The organism is Chroococcidiopsis sp. TS-821 (genome assembly GCF_002939305.1).
Lineage (GTDB): Bacteria > Cyanobacteriota > Cyanobacteriia > Cyanobacteriales > Chroococcidiopsidaceae > Chroogloeocystis.
Genome location: NZ_MVDI01000006.1, coordinates 81,246 through 102,096 on the forward strand (window position 1 = coordinate 81,246; position 20,851 = coordinate 102,096).

Here is a 20,851-nt window from a genome sequence, read left to right on the forward strand (position 1 = left end):
AAGAACGCGACAAAAAAACAGTTTTAGAGGTCTTTATTATTACTCTTTAATGTTTCTGTGATAGTACAACAGCAGATAAGTTGTGTTCGCCCAGGCTCCGCCTAGGCTAACGTTTTTTGTCTGGCTCCACTCTCCGCTACGCTCCGAGCCGAGCATTTTTCTTTACAGGTAGGGCAATAAGCTAAATGACTTGGTTTACCAGTTTTGGAGTGCTTTTCTAATGATGAGTACAACAGCAAAACTTCTTTTGTTAGATTGCGACGGTACAATTCGATAACCGAGATCTGGAGCAAAGTTTATACAGCAGCCCGAAGACCAGAAGATTATTGCTAGGGCAAGGGAAGCGATCGCCCATTACCATCAGGAAGGTTGGATTGCAGTCGGCATCACGAATCAAGGAGGCGATCGCAGAGCAAGAGTATACGCTACAGCTATTTCCACAGTTGCTATGCATTTACTTGTGTCCTGACTTTGATGGTAATTATTGCTGGTTAGTGGGGCGAGGATACGATGCAAAACCAGTTCACTTGGCTAGTTGGGCAGCGGAATTTGTCGGAGCGTTCAGAAAGCCGCAGCCAGGGATGCTGAAGGTTGCGATGAAAAATCACTGCGGTCTGAGTTGCGAGAAAAGTTGTTTGTATGTGGGCGATCGCGCTGAAGATGAGGAAGCTGCGAGGAGAGCAGGTATAGAATTTGTGCAAGCAGATGTGTGGCGCGATGGATTTAATAGGAAAACAGAACTGAAAAAGCTTGATTTGTAGCTTGAATCTTTACACTTCATCTTCTAGTTCCTCTACCATTGGCAAGTTTCCTTTGAGTTGAGAAGGTAAAGCATCCTGAAGCTGATAAGTAGAAATGCCCATCGGCTTATTCGTATCGCGCAAAGCATACTCGGCAACGATTTGATTTTTACTTTTACACAGAATTATGCCGATACTGGGTTGGTCGTCCGGTGACGGAGCAACTCGTCTGCGGCTCCAGCCATATTGAATTGTTTGCTGCACGTACCATAAGCATTCGGTTGAGTCTTTGACAAGATCCAAAATTCGGGCATTGTGACCCCAAGGAATTAGTGCAACAGCTTGTTGCACAAACGATTCATCTGGGTACGCCTCGGCGAATGTCCTCATATACTTAAGATTGCGTGGTGAAAATCCTTGATTGAACTGATAAAGATAATGATTTGCGTATTTTGAAAACGCACTGGTGTTCTATGCAACTATTGTTGTCTTTTGTAAGGATTTAGCATATAAGTATATTTCCGTAAGTTTACTTGCAGCTTTATATAAACTTTATATAAAGCTCACTACTATTCTAATTTATACTGTTTGACCTTAGTAAAAATACTAATGTTGGATAGAAAATAATGTTTTCACGTATTCCGAGATTCCTCAGATTACAATCAAAACTAATCAAGAAGATAATGCAGTATATGACATGAAAAATACTGCACCATTTAATACTTTATTTTAATGAACAAAAGTAAATTATTAGTAATTGACCAACCACTTTTAGGCAAATTTATTCGCGAACTTCGGCAAGAAATTAAACTGACACAAGAACAATTCGCTGCTCATTTAGGTATCACTTGTTCCTCAGTTAATCGATGGGAAAACGGACGCGGCAAGCCCTCACCACTAGCTATGCAAAAGGTTGAGGAGATAATCAAACAAATGAGTGCATCCTCAGATGCGAAACTTCGTGATCGCGCCCAGGAATTACTAACCAAGTATTCAATTCATTAATTCAAACGTATAACCTGTGCCACGCAGACATTGCACAGAACTTATCAGTATTTCATCAACAAAAACTTATTAATAAATCAGGGATTGGTAGGATATGGCTTTCACCAAGGAGAATCTGCGTGCCGTGATAACTGGCACAGAAACAGATCGCGTCGAAGCATTGCAACAGTTACTCGGATATCCAATCAAGCAGCGCGATTCACAAGGTTCTCGATTTTGGTATTTGCGTCCTGGTAAGACTAAATTAGAAGCAGAAGAAACACAACCAATCGCCGTTGGCTTCTATTCTCAACTAAATTCATACACTGATAATGAGATTAAAGCATTCTTAACAAGTCCTGAGCAGCAGCAAGAAATCTACGGACATTATGTAAGCCGAATGGCAGAAGACCAACCTGTCATGTACATACTTCTACCCAGTCAAGAAGAAACGGGTCGAATCGCTTTGGTTCTACCTACTGAAGGAAAACTACGTCAGCGGCAAATCCAAACTTTTGAGTGGAATTCAACACAGTTATTAAAAAGCAGACTTCCTCGTCTACAACAGAGTTCGCTACCAGTTGCAGGAAAAGCGTTATTTTCTACACCTCTAGTCGAGTGGGTGTTCTACGATTCAGTCGCAACGGCAAAAGACCTGGCACAGCGATTAGCGGCGATCGCGCGTCAGATCGAAGAAATCATACCCACTGTTTATCGTGCGGAATCCGAAAACGGATACTTGCATCAACTGTTTACCAGTTTCCAAAAAGAGTTACTACCCAATCTCAAGGTAAGTTCCACTGACGAGAAAGAATATAGTTTTGCTGATATTTATGCTCAGACGGTTGCTTATGGGTTATTTACAGCCAGAGTATTCAGCTATGAGCGCAATCAAGACGACCTCAAAACTACAGAGTTCAATCGCCAAACAGCGTGGAATTTACTGCCAGAAACAAACCCGTTTCTACGTAACTTGTTTCGAGATATTTCCGAGCGATCGCCTGTAGAGTTGGGTGACGAGTTGATTGAAGCGATCGTCGAAATCATCTCTTACTTGCGCGTTGCCAAGATGGAGGTGATTTTGCGGGACTTTCACCAAAAGATTAACCAGGAAGATATTGTTATTCGGTTCTACGAAGACTTCCTAAGTGCTTATAAACCCCAGATGCGAGAACGGCGCGGAGTTTATTACACCCCACAGCCGGTAGTGTCTTACATTGTTCGCTCTGTTGACCATATTCTCAAAAAAGATTTCGGACTAAAAGATGGACTTGCAGACGCAACTAAGGTGCAGGTAAAGTCACCAAACGGCAAAGGAGTAACTGAGACGCATAAGGTTTTGATCACAGACCCTGCCGTTGGTACAGGGACCTTCCTTTACGAAGTCATTAACCATATTCATAAATCATTTGCATCCAAACCAGAACAATGGTCAGATTACGTTGCTCAAGACTTGCTACCTCGACTGCTGGGCTTTGAACTATTGATGGCTCCCTACGCAGTAGCTCATATGAAGTTGGGGCTGCAACTTGCTGAATTGGGCTATAAATTTGACACAGCAGAAAGATTGCGGGTTTATCTAACCAACACCTTGCAAGAGGCTTTTCATATCCCTCCAGCGAACAATCATTTTTCTAACTTGTTTTGGGGAGAAGCAGATGCTGCTAATCAAATCAAAGAAGCAGCGCCAGTAATGGTTATACTCGGTAATCCTCCCTACTCTGGTCATTCTGCTAATAATGGTGATTGGATTAAAAATCTACTCAAAGGTAAGGATACTTTAACCGAGCAACAGACGAGCAGCTATTTTGAAGTCGATGGCAAGCCATTAGGCGAAAAAAACCCGAAGTGGCTAAATGACGATTATGTCAAGTTTATTCGGTTTGCTCAGTGGCGGATTGAGAAAACGGGCTACGGTGTCTTAGCGTTTGTTACTAACCACAGTTATTTAGATAATCCTACATTTCGAGGAATGCGTCAAAGTTTGATGGAAACCTTTGATGATATTTACGTACTAGATTTACACGGTAATAGTAAGAAGAAAGAGAAGTGTCCTGATGGTTCAAAGGATGAAAATGTCTTTGATATTCAGCAGGGAGTTTCTATTAATATTTTTGTTAAGCATCCAAATGGTAGCAAGAATAAAGCAATTATACATCATGCAGACTTGTGGGGCGATCGTGATTGTAAATACGATTGGCTTGAAAAAAACGATTTGACTACAACACAGTGGATTAATTTACAACCTCAATCCCAATTTTATTTGTTTATTCCTCAAGATAATGATTTGCGAACCGAGTATGAAAAAGGCTGGAAAATTACAGAAGCAATGCCAGTTAATGTACTTGGTTTTCAAACACACCGCGATCATTTTGCTATCGATTTTGATAAGACATCTCTGTATAAAAGAATTGCTGATTTGTATCAATATAAAATAAGTGATGAGCAATTACTCAAACAGTTTGATTTAGGTACATGGGACATTAAAAAAGCAAGAATTAAATTACGTAGCATGGCAGACTGGGAAACTGCATTCAGCAAGTGTCTTTACAGACCTTTTGATGTACGAGAATGCTATTTTAGTGATGCTGTAATGGATCGTCCTCGTAGAGAACTAATTAGTCATGTTGCAGGTAAAGATAATCTTTGTATTGGAATTGGTAGACAAGTTTTTCAAGGAAATTTTTGCCATGTAATTGTTTCATCTAAACCTATAGAAGCTAATGTTATTCAGCCAGCAAACGGATGTGTAGTTTTTCCTCTTTACATTTATTCTCAAAACAGAATCTCACAAAAATTAATTTTTGACAAACAGCGTAGTTTTAACTTTACTCAAGTTTTCTTTAATGCTGTTAAAGATAAACTTAACTACACCCCCACCCCAGAAGCCATCTTCTACTACATCTACGCCATCCTTCACTCCTCTACCTACCGCACTCGCTACGCGGAATTCCTCAAAATAGACTTCCCTCGCGTACCCCTTACAAGCAGCGATCGCCTCTTTCACCAATTAGCTGCCTACGGCGAAGAATTAGTAGCCCTACACTTGATGAAATCACCCGAATTAGATAACAAAATTACCCAGTTTGAAGAACGCGGCGGTCATCGAATTATTGATGCTGGACATCCTGAGCATCAGCAGGGTGACGTAGTAATTAATAAAAAAGGAGATCGCTTTATAGGAGTTCCCGAAAATGTTTGGAACTTCTATGTAGGTGGTTATCAAGTTTGCCAAAAATGGCTCAAAGACCGTAAAGGACGCACTCTTACTCAAGAAGATATCGACCACTACCAACGCATCGTTATCGCACTCCAAGAAACCATACGGCTGATGCAACAAATTGATGAAGTTATCCCAGGCTTCCCATTACCTTAAACTTTCCTATTCTTGTCTCTCATGTTAGAAACAGTTATTCAAGACCTAATTCGCCAACAACGCCCCTACTATCTACCACAAGGCAACCCAGTTAAAGGTTTGGGCGGTCAATATTGGCTCGTGTTTCAGCATCGAGATGCCGATAAAGGTGGTAGCTTCCTGAAAAATATCGTTTCACTACTCGGTTTCAAAGATAAAGCCGTTTCTCATAAAGTATTCCGGATTGACCCCACTGGTGCCAAGATTTATAATTACAACCCACGTAAGCCAGGAGATCTCCCTTCTCCCGCGCTGCTACGAACGGGTAGTCTTCAAGTTATCGAGAAATTTCTATTACTAGAGCGAACTACCAAAGAACCTGCGCTTCTCAGTGGTAGCTTTCGTGAAATCAAAGACATTAAACGCCGCTACAATTTACCCGCACAGCTGGACTTTTACAACCAAGCGATCGCACAAATATTGGAGCGTAGCAGTATCTACCGCCGCTCAACTGCCTACTTCGATAGCGGTGTTCTCAAACTTTACGCTGAACCGCTACAAGCAATCGTCCAAACCGACGGACAAATTCGCTTACTCCTAGACTGGCAAGGTTTTACCAAACGTGCGGATGTTGCAGAATTAGATAAACTACTCGACTCTACTTACCGCGCTGATTTTATTGGGCGCACGTTGCAGGAATTTCTACAGGGACTTGAGGAGAATGCGTTTAGCGGTACGCAGATTATGGCTGAATTAGTTCGCCTGGGCTTTTTAGAAATCAAGCTGGTTAACATGAATCAGCAGTGTGCTTTGTACCACAGAAAAACAGGCATCTTCAGCGATCGCGTTGATAATCACATTCTGCACGAAGGCTCGGACAATTTCACTCGTGCTGCACATTCGCGCAACGCTGAAGGCACTATTTTCCTACGCTCCTGGGATTCACAAGAAGACCAGGAAACAATCGAGCAAAGTATTGAAGAATTTGATCGCGAGTGGCAGCAGCAAAACCTGGCGCACGACCTGACGCAAGAATTTCTCCGTCAAGTATTACAGGAATACGACCGCCGCGCATCATCGCATCAACCGCATATCGAGCAAATTACCCCTGACGAGCTTTCCCCAGGTAAAACAACTGCTGTCAAAATTACGGGTAACAATTTGGATCGAATTGAGGCGATCACCGTTCCCGATAACTCGTTGGTTGAAATTAAGATTACCGACCAAACTTCCGAAGAAATCGCCGCAGATGTAACTGTATCTCCTGACCATCCGCCCCAACCGATTGCTGACTTGACGATTACTGATTCGTTGGGAGAGGAGCGAACCGTTCAACCACAGCAACCAATTCGGGTAAGCAAAGTTGAAGAGATTCCTAACTTTGACGAGATCGAAGGTTTTAAGCAAGCGGTCGAATTGATTTTGGCAGGACAGCACGGTACACCAAATGATTTTCTTTATTGGTTAGCTCAACAACGTCCTCGACAATTTCGCGTCGAGCAGAGTGAGGTACTCGACCAACTAGTGAGCCAGGGAATACTGTTTGAACACCAAAAATCAGGAGCGCAACATTGCTTGCGCGTTATGCAAGATTTTGGCGTTGCAGTTTGCGCCGATGCCGTAGGTCTTGGTAAAACTCGCCTTGCTGCCGCAGTCGCGCGTCTGGCTCGACAGCAAAGCGGACAAACAAAGATTGCCATTATTGCCGCTCAGAAGCTGCATGACAACTGGAAGCGCGAGATGAACGAACTTGGTTTCCGTGATAGCGATTACGAGCGGTATAACAAAAACCTAATGAGCCGCAAGGGTAATCGGTTTATTGATGACTTTAACCGTTATGGTGGACCCGACCTTGTGATTATTGATGAGGCGCACGAAGGCATCCGTAATTACAACAATCGGATTCACAAATTATGCCTACAGATCAAAGAACGCGATCGCGCATCTGGGAGGCAGCGCCAATTTCTCTTACTCACCGCAACTCCTTGGAATAACCGCCGTCAAGATATTTACAATATCCTGCAACCTTTTCTGACGCGACCGGAAGGTTTTAGCGATGCTGGTTTTCCATTAGAAGTTGCACAATGGTTTCAAAACCGCGAAACTGGAGTCGAGCAGTTCACGGATGATTCAGCATTGTTCCGGCGCACGTATCGCGAACTGTTCTTGCAGCGCACCCGTCAGATGTTACGCGAGGCGATGCCTGACTTCAACGTTTACGCCAGGCGGCAAGCCGAATGGTTGCCTGTAGAGTTTGAAGCGAGTACCGAACAGGCACTAGAGCAAATTTTCACGCAGTTTGAAACCCAACTTTATATTCCCTTTGCCGACCCTGTACGCTATTTAACAGGTAGTGTCGAGCAACGCGCTCTATTGCAAAACCAGCGCCGTTTCTTCTTACAACGTGCCGAATCGAGTATGTACGCGCTCAAACGTACTATATTCAACTTTCGCGGTCGGATTGAGCAGATGCAGTCGCGTTTGGGTAACGTTAGTGCCGATGCTGATGGGCTAAAGCAATTTCTTTTACTTCATTACGGCTTTGAGTCTGAACAGACCGAGCGATCACATTTTAACTGGCTTGATGACCGCGAAGCATCGGAGCAAGATTACGAAGAGGAAGATGAGGAAGAACCCGAAGTCGAAGTAGAGGAAAAACGGCAGCGACTGCGACGTACAATTGACTTTGCGATTGAACGCTTGCAATCCGACCCGAATGAAGCACGCCGCGTACACAACTTAATGTGGTCAGCCTGCGATTGTGATTTGATGCAGTTGCAAGAGATTCAAGACTTACTCGCAGATGAATTTATCAAAGACCACAAGCGCGAACAAGTTACTCGTAAAGTCCACGAACTCGCGAGTCAGGGAAAAAAAGTTTTACTGATTTCTACGTTTGCAGATACAGTTTTGGACTATTACCGTTATATGGCTGAAGACGCGGCGGTCGCGCAGCATGGTATTGGTATGGCGATTGGCGGAACGAAACGCTACTTTCCCGATACCGATAGTCGCGTTATTCAGGTAGCCCCGCACAATGTTGTCAAAGCAGGACGGCAGCGTACAGGAATTAAACGTTACGAGCTTTTCCGGTTGTTTGCTCCTGTTGCAACGTGTCGTCAGGCGTGCGATCGCCCTAACTCAGCAGAAGAAATTGGGGTATTGATTGGTTCTGAAACGCTCTCAGTCGGTCAGAATCTTCAGGATGCCGATTATTTGATTAATATCGACTTGCCTTGGAACCCAATGACCCTAGAGCAGCGAATTGGGCGAATTGACCGCCCTAAGCAGCACTTGTGCGAGAAGCTTTATATCTATTACGCCAACAGCGAAAGTCAATTGCTGCGTCAAGCTAGCCGTCTTGCTAATCTTAATAAGAAACTGGTTGGCGCAGATTTAGCTAACGATGAAATCCGAAATTCAATCAATGTTGACGATTTGGGCGCGTCAATTTATGGCGATACTCTCTTTGACGATACAATCCTGCCAGGTTATGTTGAGTTTATTCGCGAGTTAGTCGCGAAAAGACGACAAACTCAAGAAAGCTTCCAAGAAACGCTGTACCGCAGCGCCGAAACTTCAAGGGAACTGTATACGCAACAAGAACTCCTGTTCTCTGAAGATGTCAACCAACGGCTCAAAGCTTTTGGCGACGATTATCAAGCTAATCCCATTGCTCTCGGTAGGCGCACGGGTGAGAAAGATGAAGCACTAGCCCTAGCTGCTTTAACGATTCAATACTTCGGTCCCAACGGCGAACTCATTCCCGATCATCAAGATCTCGTCTTTTGGAACGACCAAACAGGAGAACGCGATGCTTATGGAAACGCGATCGCGACTGCTTGCAAAACGCCTGAAGCTGGAGATATGTTTTCGTTTCGCTATCTCCATGCAATGGCTCAAACGCTCTATACGCAACTTGTTGACCTGAAACACCAAAGAGTAAAAGAGCTTAGTCAACCGGAGACGATTGAGAATGTAAGTGTCACATCCGAACGGCTCAACAAAATTCAACAACGAATTAGTGCGCTAGACCAGTTACCAGATGGACTAGAGCGCAAAATGGTGAAAGATACGCTCAAAAAGCTTAACGCTTGGAAAGGAATCAAGTCAGTTCAAAAGCTCTTGCGAGAGTATACCGACGGAGCAAAAGCTCAGTTAGAAACCGCTATTTTTGTTGCTGAATTAGTAAAGGATACTGATGAGAAAAACCTGATTTTGAATAACAGTGTTAAACCAACAACTATCTCTATTTCACTGTCTGCTCTTTTATTAAGAGCTTGATATCTAAATAAAACACCATAAAAAATAATCAAAATTTTAGTATAACTACCTTCATCTTTTAACAAAATTTTATCTCAAATAAAAAATATTACTTTATTGCTAATATGACTATGCTGAAATATTTTCTATGTGTAACTTTGTCTGCCTTGAACTTATTAGTTTCAGGTTTCCCTAGCCGAGCAGCAGGAGTTGAAGCCGATTCAGTATTGTGTAAGCAGCGTAATTTATATACTGTAGTAGCTTTATCTACAAATGATTATAATGTTGGCATTTATTATAACAATCAGAATGAGCGAGGCTACTACATCGGACAAAGCAAAAGAGATAACTCTAGTATTGTTCTGCCACTAATTCTTCAATACGACTCAGAACTAGAAGAAATGCTTCCTTTCAAAAGAGAGTATAGAGGATTAACTTACAAGGCGATAAACAAGCAGTATACTTATCAAGTTTCTCTTAAAGAAATATATGACTTGTGGTACTGGTGAATGGGTAACACTAACAGTTTTTAGAAATGGTAATAAAACCTACCATCAGAAGGTAAACAACTTTTTATCATCCTCAAACTGTTGAACTTAGTACATTTAAGTTGATAGCAGTTTGTTTAATAATTGATACAATTTTTATTTTTCTGCTTTAGTATTTTTGTTAAAAGTTAACTTATGAGAATCAAGACAGTATTGAAAATAATTGTTACTTTAATATGGAGTTTATCTATAAATAATTCAGTTCAAGCAGAAGGTAAAAAGCTGATTTATGAAAGCTCGCGTCAAGGAACAGATTGGAAAGTATATCTACTCAATAAAAGGTTTGTTAAAAAACTAGAGTTGGGCGGTGAAAGTAGACGATTGTATTTAATCGATTTAGAAGTAGATAGTAACTACGATGGCGTAACACGACAAACTAATTTAGTTCAGTGTTCAACTTCTAAACCTTTTGTTGCCTTCAAATCTGACTTTGAGCAGCAGATGGCAGTTATTCATGTTATTAACCTTGGTGGAAGCCCATACGGTTATAACTCTGGCTCTCACTGGATATACTGGACTGTATGTCACAATCTGTGGCAACCGTGGCAATATGATTTGGAGTCGCGAGCAACTCGGTTGGGATATACTACAGAACTAGAGAGCGAACAAATAGAAATTCCTTACGGGTTACTACAACACCTTAAATAGCTTTTTTTTAAAGGACGATAAGCCAAGCAATTAAGTAATAAAATATAGGGCAGTGGTTTTGCCCGTCCTTAAAGTAGCTGTTCGCGCTCCCGTAGGCTCTTAGCATTTCCAAAGAAGATAACAAGAATCTTGCACAGTGAGTTTTCTAAAATTTAGTACTGAGAGAATTTACGAAATCTGGAAGAAACCATCAGCTTTTACAGCTGGCAAGAACTTGCGCGTTTCTGGTAATAGTTTTTCCAAAAATAAAACCAGATACCATTGCTCCAAGTTATCGAGAAAAGCAATTGAAGGAACGACGATCGCTTGAGTTGATGTCGTATTGCGAATAAAATAGGTGTAGACGAGTGAGATGCTCAAAAAACTTAGTTCTAGACGAGCGATGGAAACATTCACTCAAAGGAACTTGTCTCATCGCCCTCATTGTGACTAGTTTCATCACTGCCAGACCAACCTAACACTCGTTCGTATAAAGTTTCGTAAACTAGACTTATTTTCTCAGCTTTTAGCTTTTGTGGCTTCCTTATCACTTGCACTGGGTAGGATAGATTACTTGAATGAAGACTGGCAGTAAAATCGACTCCTCCATACCTAAAAACTCAGAAGCAGCTTGCAAAGATAGGAATGAAACCTGTCAAACCAGTAGGGGTAATTAAAACAAGTAAATACGACCTCCATCTTTACGATCCAAGTAGTTCAGAATCAGCAATTCCTAAGAAGAAAGCCTCTGTTGCTCAACTTGAAGCCTTAGCCAAAGGCAGAGAAAAGCAACTCCTCCTCCGTCAACGGCATCAATGGTACGAGGAAATTGGTAGATTTGAGCAGGATGAAAATTGTGCAATTGAATGGGCAAGAAAACAGTTAAAGAGAAGAAAGTGGGTAATATTAGACACTGAAACAACTGGATTAGATGATGCCGAGATTGTACAAATTGGTATTATTGACCGCGAAGGTAAAACAGTTCTTGACTCCTTAATTAAGCCAACGATCGCCATTCCTGAAGAAGCGATCGCCGTTCACTGTATAACGAACGAAGCTGTAGCCAATGCCCCTAGTTTTCCTGAAATCTATCCTCAAATAGTCGAAGCTCTAAAAAGTAAGCAAGTTTTGATTTACAATGCCAATTTTGATACTTCAATTTTGAGATACTGCTGCAAGCTTCACAAACTACCGCTTCTGGAATTTAAGAAAGGATGTGACTGCGTGATGAAGTGGTACTCGCAATATTGTGGAGAATGGTCTAGGTATTATGGCAGTTACAAATGGCAACCTCTGAACGGCAAACATAATGCGGTAGATGATTGCTTAGCTACTCTAGCTCTAATTCAAGTAATGGCATCTGAAGAATTAATAAATTTAGAAGCTTCGTTTCAAAGCTATCTACATAGATAGATCCAAGCCTCGGTGATAGAAGCTAAGTTAATAAATTTAAATTTTCATAGAATTTTGTTTAAAACATATCAGACAAAAGAAGCACCCCAAAACATTGAGTCTCCCTAATTAAAAGGCGATCGCTCTTTAATCATCGCGCTTAACCTCTTCAACAATTACATTAAATCCTTCCCATTCCTGTACAGTGAAACCTTCGTTAACTTCCTCTGGAAATCTAATTGCCATTTTCTCCCAGGCTTCTTCGGCACTATTAGCTTTTACATAATGTCCTTGCCTAGCAGTTACGTCGTTATGACCAAGGCATTCATGGGTATAAAGCGCGTTACGAGTGCAGCGGTACTCTTTTTCCATAGTTAATTGTGGTTTCTATTGTGCTAACAACATAATACGCACAAATTTTGCAGACCAATGGTTGACAAAAACCTCAATTATTACGCTAACAAGTTCGCTAAGTTACGAGTACACCGCGCTCATGGTGCGATCGCCCCACATAAACCCATACTGCTGCTATCTGTTATCGAACTCATCGAACAAGGTCTGTTATCGCGAAACCAAATTTCTTTGAGCGCTGAACTTATTGCTGCTTTTCTGAAGCTGTGGCAATACCTAGGCTCGACAACCCACAACGCCGATATAGGGTTGCCGTTTTTTCACCTTCAAAGCGGTAGATTTTGGCATTTCAAACCTAATCCTGGCTTTGAAGCCGTGTTATCCTCTGGAGTTAAGGTGAGATCGGTAGGTATAATTCGGCAAGTATTTGAGTATGCTTACTTAGATGAAGAACTATTTGAAATCTTGCAACAACCATCATTGAGAAGTGTGTTGACTAAGGTGTTGTTAGATACTTGGTTTGCTGACAAGATGCAGCAGGTACAGGAGGCTTTTCGTATCGATGCGTTCGCAGAGTTGCAACAGGAATTTTTAGCAACTGGGGGGAAGATTTATCAACCGGATGAATTGAAGAATGAAACGAAGTTAGTTGCTAGAGATGCTACCTTTCGTCGAGTTATTGTTTCCGTCTACGAATACCGCTGTGCTTTCTGTGGATTGCAGATATTAAGTTCTTTGGGACAAAACATTGTAGACGGTTCGCACATCATGCCCTTTTCTCAGTTCTACGACGACCGAATTGATAACGGTTTATCACTTTGTAAAAACCACCACTGGGCATTTGACCGAGGCTGGTTTAGTGTCAGCGATGAGTTTACCCTTTTAGTACAAGATGACTTGCGCGAGGATGCACCTAATTGCAAGCCTATGCAACAGTTTAAGGGCAATCGCATTCATCTACCCACTCAGCAACAATACTACCCGCGCCTAGAAGCTTTGCGCTGGCATCGCCAGCACATATTTGGAGCAGCTTGATCCCAGTACTAGAGTTTTTAAAAACTTTAAGCCTTAAATGATAAGATTGTAATGTGCGGCAAGGCGTTCGCTTTTTTTGAAAAAATACATGAATAAAAAGCCCAAAGGTTGGTATAAGTCTATTGCTATCCGTCCTGTTGTCGGTGTAAAGGGCTATGAGAGCTACGAAAAAGCTTGCAACCACGTTGCGGATACTTATTTTTCAACGGACGAACAAACTCTACGTTGTAAGTTATTGACTAACGTTAGAGAGTCAATGTACGTCACTTTGTATGCTCTCCACAAAGTAGGAGAAGCTAAATGCCCAGCATATTGGGTGAGTAAGGATTTATTAACAGCGCTGATGCAATCGGAGTTATCTGTAGAAACTGAAAGTTTAAATTGGGCAATGAAAACAGGAATGTTTATGTTGCCTTGCGATACAGTTTTCTCTCCAGAAAAACGCAGTATTTATGCAATTTACTGGCATTACAATGCTGCTGACGGCTTTCTTTGCTGGGCAGCAACCGATGGAGATAGTTTTTTCTGTCGCAAGCTTCAATTCACTGAGAATATAAAGAAATTTACTTACACTGACGTTCAGGATTTAGATCCGCAATTAGTAGCAGAATTCAATGAGTATTTGCAAGCAATCTTTTTGCGGCTGATTTTAATTATGGAATGCCGTCCAGAGCTAGTAGATACAGAGAGTCCAGTAGTCAGAGTTAATCAAGGATTTGCTAAGGATAAGGCTAAAGATTTATACGAACCGTTATGGATTGGGAAAAACTATAGTGTTAAAAGAGATGTAGAGGACAAAGGAGGTACTCATGCTTCTCCTCGCATCCATTGGCGTAGAGGTTTTCTGCGCAACCAACCCTACGGTCAAGGCAGGCAGCAGAAAAAGATTGTGTGGATTGAGCCAGTTCTTGTTATGGGTAATACTTGAATACTTTGTTCAAGTACAGAAGTTTTGAATGTAAAGTTATTAAAGAAATTGAATCTTATATAGCAGAAAGTAAATATTGAGCAAATTAATAATGATTTTTATTTTTGATTAGATAAACGTAGATGAATGAATTACAGACAAAACAACTCTTTGAATTAGCTATTCAAACTTTAAAAAATATTGAAGAACTTTCAATTGATGATAAGGTTAAAGAAGATATAGTTAATAAACTATTGGAAGGTTTGGGGGTTATTGAGAAAAACAAACATAAAAAGTATACGCCAGGAAGTCAAAGAAGACTATTAGAAACTTTGCAAAAGCTTGGTGGAAGTGCAACTCGTGCTGAGATTGCATCCAATTCCGGATTAGATCCTAACGTTGTCAGTTCATTGCTTAATAAATTAGTGAAAAGCAGAAAAATTAAAAAAATCAAAATAGCTCGTACTAACTGTAATAATAATCGCAGTGGTAGGGGGCTAACTCCTGAATATATGTACAAAATTGTAGATGAAGCAATCTTATAGAATAAGACCGTAGTTAGTAAAAAGATATCTAGATGGAGAGTGATATAAGGATTTCAGATCTCAGAATTGAGAATAAATACAATTTACTTCAAGAGTTTGAGCGAATAAAGTTACTAGCAGTATATAATAAAATTTGTTCCAAAGCTCGTTATAGAGATATTAGTAGCAAACGATTTACTTGGAATTTATTGTACAGTGTAGATTAATAGAATCATTTGACAATATGTAAGTAATAGATTATCAAATCGCAAGACTGATCCGCGTAATATGATAGACAATCTATTGAGACTACTTAAACTCAAGCTGACTTAATTGATAGTATAAATGAAACGTCTTTATTTCGATATAAAAGCGTTCAAAGATTGTTATTAGAGTTTGACAAGCCTTTTCTGAAGAAAAGCGAATCAATTTTCTTTGTAGGAGAAGTCAGACAGTGTTTTAAAAATTGTTTCCAAGCGTTGTGGGATTATCCCGAATTTAACTACTGTGAAGGGTTTGCTATTCGAGATAATATGCCAATAGCCTTATCTCATGCTTGGTTGGTGAACGATGCTATGGAAGTAATCGATCCGACTTGGACTGAAGAAACAGAGGTTGCCTATTTCGGAGTGGTTTTCACGAGAAAATTTGTGATGCAGACTGCTGCAAAAACTAAGTGCTACGGAATTTTAGATAGTGATTATTCCAATCGGCATCAATTGAGAAGAGAAGGATTTTCTCAAGGTGCATTGCATCCATTGTTTCATCCTGAGTTTTGTAACAGTAATTAGATGGGTGCGATCGCCTAAAGTTTTACAAACGTGCCTTGAAACTATAAATTACCTGCAACATCTACAGACCGCTTATTATTCGGGTAAAGATAAATCTAATGCTAGGCTGAGTCTTGCTTCATTTCAGCTACACTTTGGGCTTAGGCGGTTTCCACCTAGATTTTGACGGTCGAAGTACTAGGAAGGTAAATTTTACAACAACCTCGATAAGTCCCTGTAATTTATGCTTGCTCGTATCATTCGAGGGTGAGGAAATGAGCAAAAATCAGATAAACGTATTGAGGTGGTTACTCCCTACTGCATGCTTATGCATTTTAACTATTCCTTCTTTCACAAATCTGACTACTCAAGCAACTACTATAGACCGACCTGTAAAAGGCAGACAGGAATCTCGAAGTACTCAAACTACAACAAATTCAGTAGTTAATTTAGAAGAAGCAACCATCGAATCAATTCATCAGGCAATTGCATCGGGTTCGCTAACTTGTACCCAAGTTGTCAACTATTATCTTACTCGCATAAATGCCTTAGATTCAAAAGTTAATGCGCTTTTGTATGTCAATCCCAATGCAATTAAAGTGGCGGCTCAACTCGATCAACAATATGCAAAATCTGGTAGAGTTGGCGCGCTGCACTGTATCCCAGTTATCGCTAAAGATAACTACGACACCACCGATATGCCAACAACTGCTGGATATGTCGGTTTGAAGAGTTCTGTTCCTCCTAATGATGCATTTACGATCAAGCGGCTAAGAGATGCAGGTGCTGTTATCTTAGCAAAGTCAAACTTAACTGAATTTGCTCGTGGTGGAACTACTGTTAGTTCTTTAGGCGGACAAACTTTAAATCCTTACGACCTAACGCGGACTCCTGGTGGCTCGACTGGGGGAGGAGGAGCAGCGATCGCATTGAATTTTGGCGTGTTGGCAACGGCAAGCGATACTGGTCAATCTACTCGCTCTCCAGCATCTGCAAACAATTTAGTAGGAATTCGCTCTACCTACGGGTTGGTGAGTCGTAGTGGAATTGTACCTGTTAGCTTTACGCAAGACAATACAGGACAAATTGCTCGTACCGTCAGGGACGCTGCAATTATGCTCGACGTGATGGCAGGTTACGATCCCGCAGACCCTACTACAGCATTTGGTATGGGACGAAAACCTAATAGCTATGCGTCGGAACTCGATCCGAATAGTTTGCAGGGTGCTCGGATTGGTGTTCTGCAAGATTTCTTTGGTACAGAAGCTATTCATACTGAAGTCAATACAGTAACGATGGCAGCTGCTAAAAAGATGCAGGAACTTGGTGCTGAAGTTATTTCGATTCAGATTCCTGACCTTTCTGCACTTACGGCTGATTTACAAGTAGGGGATATGGAGTTCAAGACAGCACTAGACCAGTATCTCAAAAGCCGAGGTCCTCATGTGGCTGTCAAGTCGTTTGATGAAATTATGAAGCGGGGTGACTTCCACCCAGCTATTGCAGAAAGTATGCAAACTTCAAGCGAGTTTGGGGATTTGACAAGTAATCAAGACTACCGCGATCGCCTGCTGCGTCGAGCAGATTTACGCCAAGCTGTGATGAAAGTAATGGCAGATAATAATCTAGACGCAATTCTCTATCCTCACCAGAAGCGGCTAGTAGTTCCGGTTGGGGAAGATCAGGTCGAACGTAACGGCGTTCTTTCAAATAGTACTGGTTTTCCATCTGTAACGTTTCAGGGTGGATTTTCTCAGCCTACTAAATCTGCACCGATTGGAGTTCCTATTGGTATTGAGCTACTAGGTCCAGAATGGTCAGAAGCAAAGCTACTTAACTATGCTTATGCCTTTGAGCAAGGAACACAATATCGCCGCCCTCCTCAACTCAAAGCTGATTGAAAGACGATAAAACCTTTGATTTACTATTTGATTGAGTGCATCTACTCATATCTAATTAATCTAAGACTTAGATTTACTTCCATGAAAACTCACTAGTTATTTTGCATTTCTGCCAATTCTGAACTGTTGTAAAGAGCTAAACTAACTTGGAATAAACAAATGCTTGGGTACTGCCGCATGGCATCCCTGACGAATATCTACTACTTGCGTTACCCCAAAGTCCACCCCGACAGAAATCATTGAGTATGCCTCATCTGCACTCATTTTGCGTTTGGTTGTAAGGAAGTCAAGCATTTGATCGGCTGCCTGCCGCATTGCCTTATTTAAATCTTGGTTGAAGCCATGCGTAATCCAATGAGTGTCCGTTTCTAATATCGGGTTAGTAATCGGAAAGTCTTTCAGCACAAAGATTTGTAGGTAACCATTCATAGAGGCTTCGATTGCTGTACCTGAAAGCTCGGCGTCGCCCTGTGCCATGTGAGAGTCACCAACAAAGAAGTTGGCACCTTTATTGAACACTGGATAGTACATAGTTGCTCCTGCCCCAATTCGCCAATTGTCAATATTGCCACCAAATGAGCCAGGAGGAATGCTGTTAATTCTTCCACTCTCATTCGGAGCAACTCCCATAACACCAAAGTGCGGACGTAAGGGAATTGCAACTTTTGTTTTGATTGTTTCGCGCGCAGCTGGCTCAGGAGCAGTAATAAAACCAGGTCTGTCGTAAACTGGTCTGCCTTTAAAGTCGTAGGCAAAGGTAGGATAAGCTTGGGCTGCTGCCATATCAATTTTGTAGATAGTAATGCGTTCTTTCTTGAAAGTGTCGTAAAGATACCCCCAGTGTGCTGCAATATTACTACCGTAAGCGAGACGAGGTTCCGTTTTAAGAATGCGAACCATTAATGTATCCCCTGGCTCTGCTCCCCGAACGCTAATTGGTCCGGTCATAATATGTACCCCAGGACCCCGATCGATGACTTTTTCATACACCTCGCGCACGCCTGCATCCATCAGTAGATCTGGAGCATCACCTGCATGGTGAGTGAGAGCTTCAATATACACAATGTCACCAGAATTGATTGTGAGCACTGGCGGCAAAGTTTTATCAAAGAAGCCCCAAAAGCAAGTTTGCGGCGTTGCTTTCAGTATATGAATGCTGCCAGCATTGCGAATCAGGTCGGCGGCTAGCAAAGTTTCTGCTTTTGCTTCCTCTGAGTCACCGCGCAAAAAACTGACAGCATAGTTTGAACCTAATGCAGCAGCGGCTCCAGCGCTTGCTAAAAATGCTCGACGAGATTGGCGAGAAAGAAACCCTGGATGACATTTTAGAAAAGCTTTTTCATCATGTTCGTCAGCAATGTCGTCATCGTTAGTCGAATTAGTTGAATCAGCAAAAGAATGAGAGTGGTTGTGGCTGTGGCGATCCATGAAACTCCTCACAGAGATTTAGGTAAGCGTATCAGAGCACTTTAAGGAGTACTTGAGCCGTCTGTTTGTATTCCATATAACAAACTCTCTCAGTGCTTGAAAAATTATCTAAGTAAGCGCTTGATAGTACAGACGTAGTATTGAAACAAGAGCAAGGATAAGTCTGCAAAGCTTGTAAAGGCTTTAATTTACATAGTTTTACAGTAGATTTATGAACGTGACTACTGCAAGACCTGCTGCGGACGTCAGTTTGAGCGAGACTATACAGCACGGGTGCATTGGGATTGCTTAGAATGCGGGTGGTTAGATGACACAGTATAAGTAATTTGTGGAGCGTAAATGAGCGCGATCGCTTTGTCTCACACTTTTGTTTGATTCTGCAAAGCATTAATTAGTACATAATTTTTATCTAAATTTTGAGTAGTACCTTGTGCTTTAAGCAGTTGCCACTCGTTGCTAGATGATTCCTTAACGCTACCTTGACAAGATGATTGGTTGGCGGCAAGAGCGCTGGCTACTCTGTAAGTAATCTCCTCATCGAGCTTACGCGCCTACGGTCATGACACCAAGTACGTCCAATGCCAATAGTGATGTCGTTTGCTATATAAAACATCAACCAATAGAGATAAGTCTCACTACTAAGTACTTCGTGCTAATTCACTTACTTGTTTAGTTTACTAAGTTGTGCAACTTGGTAAACTTTGCTAGAATCTAAAGTAACGAACTGCGCAAGTGTAATGAACAAAAAAGCCTTATGGCAACAGGTGCACTCAGCAACTTCAGAAGAACAGAAATTAATTGAACGAGTTCTTGCTTCCTCCGCAGCACTTAAGCCAGCGCTGATAGAAGCGTTGTCAGAGATGAATAAATCGACAGCGCGGAGTAAATTTTTGCAATACGTTTTGGAAACAGCGCTTGCTGTCAGTCGAGAAGTTAAGATTGCTGATACCGATTTGGACGATCCTCAAACAGGATTTGAAACGATGGTTAAAGTGTTCGCGCGTCCAGAAGCACTTAAAGTACTTGCTCCTGCTGACCCCTTGGCAGCTGCTCGGTTGAAGGGAGTGCAGGTCAAGCAAGAGTTGTTGTATGGAGACGGACAACCACTCAAGAGCGAGGAAGTGGCACAGTTACTGCACATCACTCGGCAAGCAGTAGACAAGCGACGGTTAAAAGGACAATTATTAGGGTTATCGCTAGGCAGGAGGGGTTACTTGTATCCAGTTTGGCAATTTCAAGCAGGGCAAGTGCTACCAGGTCTAGAGCGAGTTTTAGCTGCACTCAAAGATTACGACACTTGGACTCAGTTGATGTTTTTAAAAACTGGTGACGTGCGTTTGGATGGCGCTACTCCGCTAGAGCGCTTGCAAGCAGGAGACATTGATACAGTAGTCTGGGCAGCAGAATGTTATGGCACCCCAGGAGCCGCTTGAGGAGCCGTTAGCCCCGCATCCAGAACCGCCGCCTGATTTTGGCAGCCGCTCGTTACCTGTAGTTGAGAGTAATAGTCCTTGGTATCGATTGAACCCAGCACGTTACTCAAGTGCGTTATTTTTTGACCGCAGCGGCAGAGGTAGGTTTGACGGGGCTGAGCTTGGTTATGGCATTTTGTATGTTGGAGCCGACGAGTACGCTGCTTTTATCGAATGCTTCGGTCGCGTCCACGGGGCGCGGGGCGTAGCCGAATCAGCACTGCAAATGCGGAATTTAGTACGCATTACATCGGCGCGTCCCTTGCTTTTAGCTGACTTGACAGGTAGTGGCTTAGTGAAGTTAGGAGCCGATTCTCGAATTGCTTCTGGTCCGTATTTGATGGCGCGGAAGTGGGCGCAGGCAATTTGGGAGCATCCGAGCGCCGTAGATGGACTGAGATACCATTCGCGGCACGACGATACGCGCATCTGTTGCGGACTTTTCGACCGAACGAGATCGCTTTTGCGCGAAGAGAACTTGGGTAATTTGGTCGAGCAACATCCCGTACTACTTGCTCAGATGTTGGCGCACTATGACTATGGCTTGCTGTAAG

At 42.1% G+C, this 20,851-nt stretch carries 18 protein-coding genes; 14 read left to right on the top strand and 4 right to left on the bottom strand.

Features of this window, described 5'->3' with window-relative positions; genetic code table 11:
• The first annotated feature begins 374 nt into the window (after positions 1-374).
• The gene (locus B1A85_RS23965) at positions 375-761 is read left to right on the top strand and encodes an HAD family hydrolase (protein WP_210404507.1); all 387 of its coding nucleotides are present in this window, start codon (positions 375-377) and stop codon (positions 759-761) included.
• 9 nt (positions 762-770) lie between these two features.
• On the opposite strand, the gene B1A85_RS26220 is transcribed toward B1A85_RS23965, so the two are convergent.
• Positions 771-1,130: a PDDEXK nuclease domain-containing protein gene (locus B1A85_RS26220; protein ID WP_104547855.1), complete on the bottom strand. Its 360-nt coding sequence runs from the start codon at positions 1,128-1,130 to the stop codon at positions 771-773.
• A 342-nt stretch (positions 1,131-1,472) separates the two neighbouring features.
• Here B1A85_RS26220 and B1A85_RS15860 point away from each other — a divergent pair, with 342 nt between their 5' ends.
• From B1A85_RS15860 to B1A85_RS15880, 5 genes are all read left to right on the top strand, one after another.
• Complete coding sequence (locus tag B1A85_RS15860) at positions 1,473-1,745, top strand: DNA-binding transcriptional regulator (RefSeq protein WP_104547856.1); 273 nt, start codon at positions 1,473-1,475, stop codon at positions 1,743-1,745.
• Between the two features lie 94 nt (positions 1,746-1,839).
• A complete protein-coding gene (locus B1A85_RS15865; RefSeq protein ID WP_104547857.1) occupies positions 1,840-5,100 on the top strand; it encodes a type ISP restriction/modification enzyme in 3,261 nt (1,086 codons plus the stop codon).
• Between the two features lie 21 nt (positions 5,101-5,121).
• Complete coding sequence (locus tag B1A85_RS15870; RefSeq protein WP_104547858.1) at positions 5,122-9,363, top strand: helicase-related protein; 4,242 nt, start codon at positions 5,122-5,124, stop codon at positions 9,361-9,363.
• Positions 9,364-9,473: 110 nt separating this feature from the next.
• Positions 9,474-9,851, top strand: coding sequence for a hypothetical protein (locus B1A85_RS15875; RefSeq protein WP_146087189.1), 378 nt, complete (start codon positions 9,474-9,476; stop codon positions 9,849-9,851).
• A 174-nt stretch (positions 9,852-10,025) separates the two neighbouring features.
• A complete protein-coding gene (locus B1A85_RS15880) occupies positions 10,026-10,538 on the top strand; it encodes a hypothetical protein (protein WP_104547860.1) in 513 nt (170 codons plus the stop codon).
• A 168-nt stretch (positions 10,539-10,706) separates the two neighbouring features.
• On the opposite strand, the gene B1A85_RS15885 is transcribed toward B1A85_RS15880, so the two are convergent.
• Positions 10,707-10,934 carry a hypothetical protein gene (locus B1A85_RS15885; RefSeq protein ID WP_210404508.1) on the bottom strand — a complete coding sequence of 76 codons (228 nt, stop codon included), beginning with the start codon at positions 10,932-10,934 and terminating at the stop codon, positions 10,707-10,709.
• A gap of 228 nt (positions 10,935-11,162) precedes the next feature.
• On the opposite strand from B1A85_RS15885, the gene B1A85_RS15890 reads away from it, so the two are divergent.
• Positions 11,163-11,930 carry a 3'-5' exonuclease gene (locus B1A85_RS15890; protein WP_104547861.1) on the top strand — a complete coding sequence of 256 codons (768 nt, stop codon included), beginning with the start codon at positions 11,163-11,165 and terminating at the stop codon, positions 11,928-11,930.
• A 126-nt stretch (positions 11,931-12,056) separates the two neighbouring features.
• On the opposite strand, the gene B1A85_RS15895 is transcribed toward B1A85_RS15890, so the two are convergent.
• Positions 12,057-12,281, bottom strand: coding sequence for a hypothetical protein (locus B1A85_RS15895; protein ID WP_104547862.1), 225 nt, complete (start codon positions 12,279-12,281; stop codon positions 12,057-12,059).
• A 57-nt stretch (positions 12,282-12,338) separates the two neighbouring features.
• Here B1A85_RS15895 and B1A85_RS15900 point away from each other — a divergent pair, with 57 nt between their 5' ends.
• From B1A85_RS15900 to B1A85_RS15920, 5 genes are all read left to right on the top strand, one after another.
• Positions 12,339-13,295 carry an HNH endonuclease gene (locus tag B1A85_RS15900; protein ID WP_104547863.1) on the top strand — a complete coding sequence of 319 codons (957 nt, stop codon included), beginning with the start codon at positions 12,339-12,341 and terminating at the stop codon, positions 13,293-13,295.
• Positions 13,296-13,383: 88 nt separating this feature from the next.
• Complete coding sequence (locus B1A85_RS15905; protein ID WP_104547864.1) at positions 13,384-14,223, top strand: hypothetical protein; 840 nt, start codon at positions 13,384-13,386, stop codon at positions 14,221-14,223.
• A gap of 122 nt (positions 14,224-14,345) precedes the next feature.
• Entirely contained in the window at positions 14,346-14,747 is a 402-nt protein-coding gene (locus B1A85_RS15910) for a winged helix-turn-helix transcriptional regulator (RefSeq protein ID WP_104547865.1), read from the top strand.
• 362 nt (positions 14,748-15,109) lie between these two features.
• On the top strand, positions 15,110-15,517 hold the full coding sequence (locus B1A85_RS15915) for a hypothetical protein (protein ID WP_210404509.1): 408 nt from the start codon (positions 15,110-15,112) through the stop codon (positions 15,515-15,517).
• 254 nt (positions 15,518-15,771) lie between these two features.
• Complete coding sequence (locus B1A85_RS15920; RefSeq protein ID WP_104547867.1) at positions 15,772-17,397, top strand: amidase; 1,626 nt, start codon at positions 15,772-15,774, stop codon at positions 17,395-17,397.
• Between the two features lie 141 nt (positions 17,398-17,538).
• Here the strand turns inward: B1A85_RS15920 and B1A85_RS15925 are convergent, their stop codons facing one another.
• Positions 17,539-18,825, bottom strand: a complete 1,287-nt coding sequence (locus tag B1A85_RS15925; protein WP_104547868.1) for an acetamidase/formamidase family protein — start codon at positions 18,823-18,825, stop codon at positions 17,539-17,541.
• 737 nt (positions 18,826-19,562) lie between these two features.
• Between B1A85_RS15925 and B1A85_RS15930 the strand changes: the two genes are divergently transcribed.
• Both B1A85_RS15930 and B1A85_RS15935 read left to right on the top strand, forming a co-directional pair.
• The gene (locus B1A85_RS15930; RefSeq protein ID WP_104547869.1) at positions 19,563-20,258 is read left to right on the top strand and encodes a hypothetical protein; all 696 of its coding nucleotides are present in this window, start codon (positions 19,563-19,565) and stop codon (positions 20,256-20,258) included.
• The gene (locus tag B1A85_RS15935; RefSeq protein ID WP_104547870.1) at positions 20,236-20,850 is read left to right on the top strand and encodes an RES family NAD+ phosphorylase; all 615 of its coding nucleotides are present in this window, start codon (positions 20,236-20,238) and stop codon (positions 20,848-20,850) included. Before B1A85_RS15930 ends, B1A85_RS15935 begins: the two co-directional genes overlap by 23 nt.
• Position 20,851 lies beyond the last annotated feature (1 nt).

Bases quoted from the DNA above. Each gene is read 5' to 3' on its own strand.
- B1A85_RS26220 (WP_104547855.1), bottom strand. From the start codon at position 1,130: ATGAGGACATTCGCCGAGGCGTACCCAGATGAATCGTTTGTGCAACAA.
- B1A85_RS15860 (WP_104547856.1), top strand. From the start codon at position 1,473: ATGAACAAAAGTAAATTATTAGTAATTGACCAACCACTTTTAGGCAAA.
- B1A85_RS15865 (WP_104547857.1), top strand. From the start codon at position 1,840: ATGGCTTTCACCAAGGAGAATCTGCGTGCCGTGATAACTGGCACAGAA.
- B1A85_RS15870 (WP_104547858.1), top strand. From the start codon at position 5,122: ATGTTAGAAACAGTTATTCAAGACCTAATTCGCCAACAACGCCCCTAC.
- B1A85_RS15875 (WP_146087189.1), top strand. From the start codon at position 9,474: ATGCTGAAATATTTTCTATGTGTAACTTTGTCTGCCTTGAACTTATTA.
- B1A85_RS15880 (WP_104547860.1), top strand. From the start codon at position 10,026: ATGAGAATCAAGACAGTATTGAAAATAATTGTTACTTTAATATGGAGT.
- B1A85_RS15890 (WP_104547861.1), top strand. From the start codon at position 11,163: ATGAAACCTGTCAAACCAGTAGGGGTAATTAAAACAAGTAAATACGAC.
- B1A85_RS15895 (WP_104547862.1), bottom strand. From the start codon at position 12,281: ATGGAAAAAGAGTACCGCTGCACTCGTAACGCGCTTTATACCCATGAA.
- B1A85_RS15900 (WP_104547863.1), top strand. From the start codon at position 12,339: ATGGTTGACAAAAACCTCAATTATTACGCTAACAAGTTCGCTAAGTTA.
- B1A85_RS15905 (WP_104547864.1), top strand. From the start codon at position 13,384: ATGAATAAAAAGCCCAAAGGTTGGTATAAGTCTATTGCTATCCGTCCT.
- B1A85_RS15910 (WP_104547865.1), top strand. From the start codon at position 14,346: ATGAATGAATTACAGACAAAACAACTCTTTGAATTAGCTATTCAAACT.
- B1A85_RS15920 (WP_104547867.1), top strand. From the start codon at position 15,772: ATGAGCAAAAATCAGATAAACGTATTGAGGTGGTTACTCCCTACTGCA.
- B1A85_RS15925 (WP_104547868.1), bottom strand. From the start codon at position 18,825: ATGGATCGCCACAGCCACAACCACTCTCATTCTTTTGCTGATTCAACT.
- B1A85_RS15930 (WP_104547869.1), top strand. From the start codon at position 19,563: ATGAACAAAAAAGCCTTATGGCAACAGGTGCACTCAGCAACTTCAGAA.
- B1A85_RS15935 (WP_104547870.1), top strand. From the start codon at position 20,236: ATGGCACCCCAGGAGCCGCTTGAGGAGCCGTTAGCCCCGCATCCAGAA.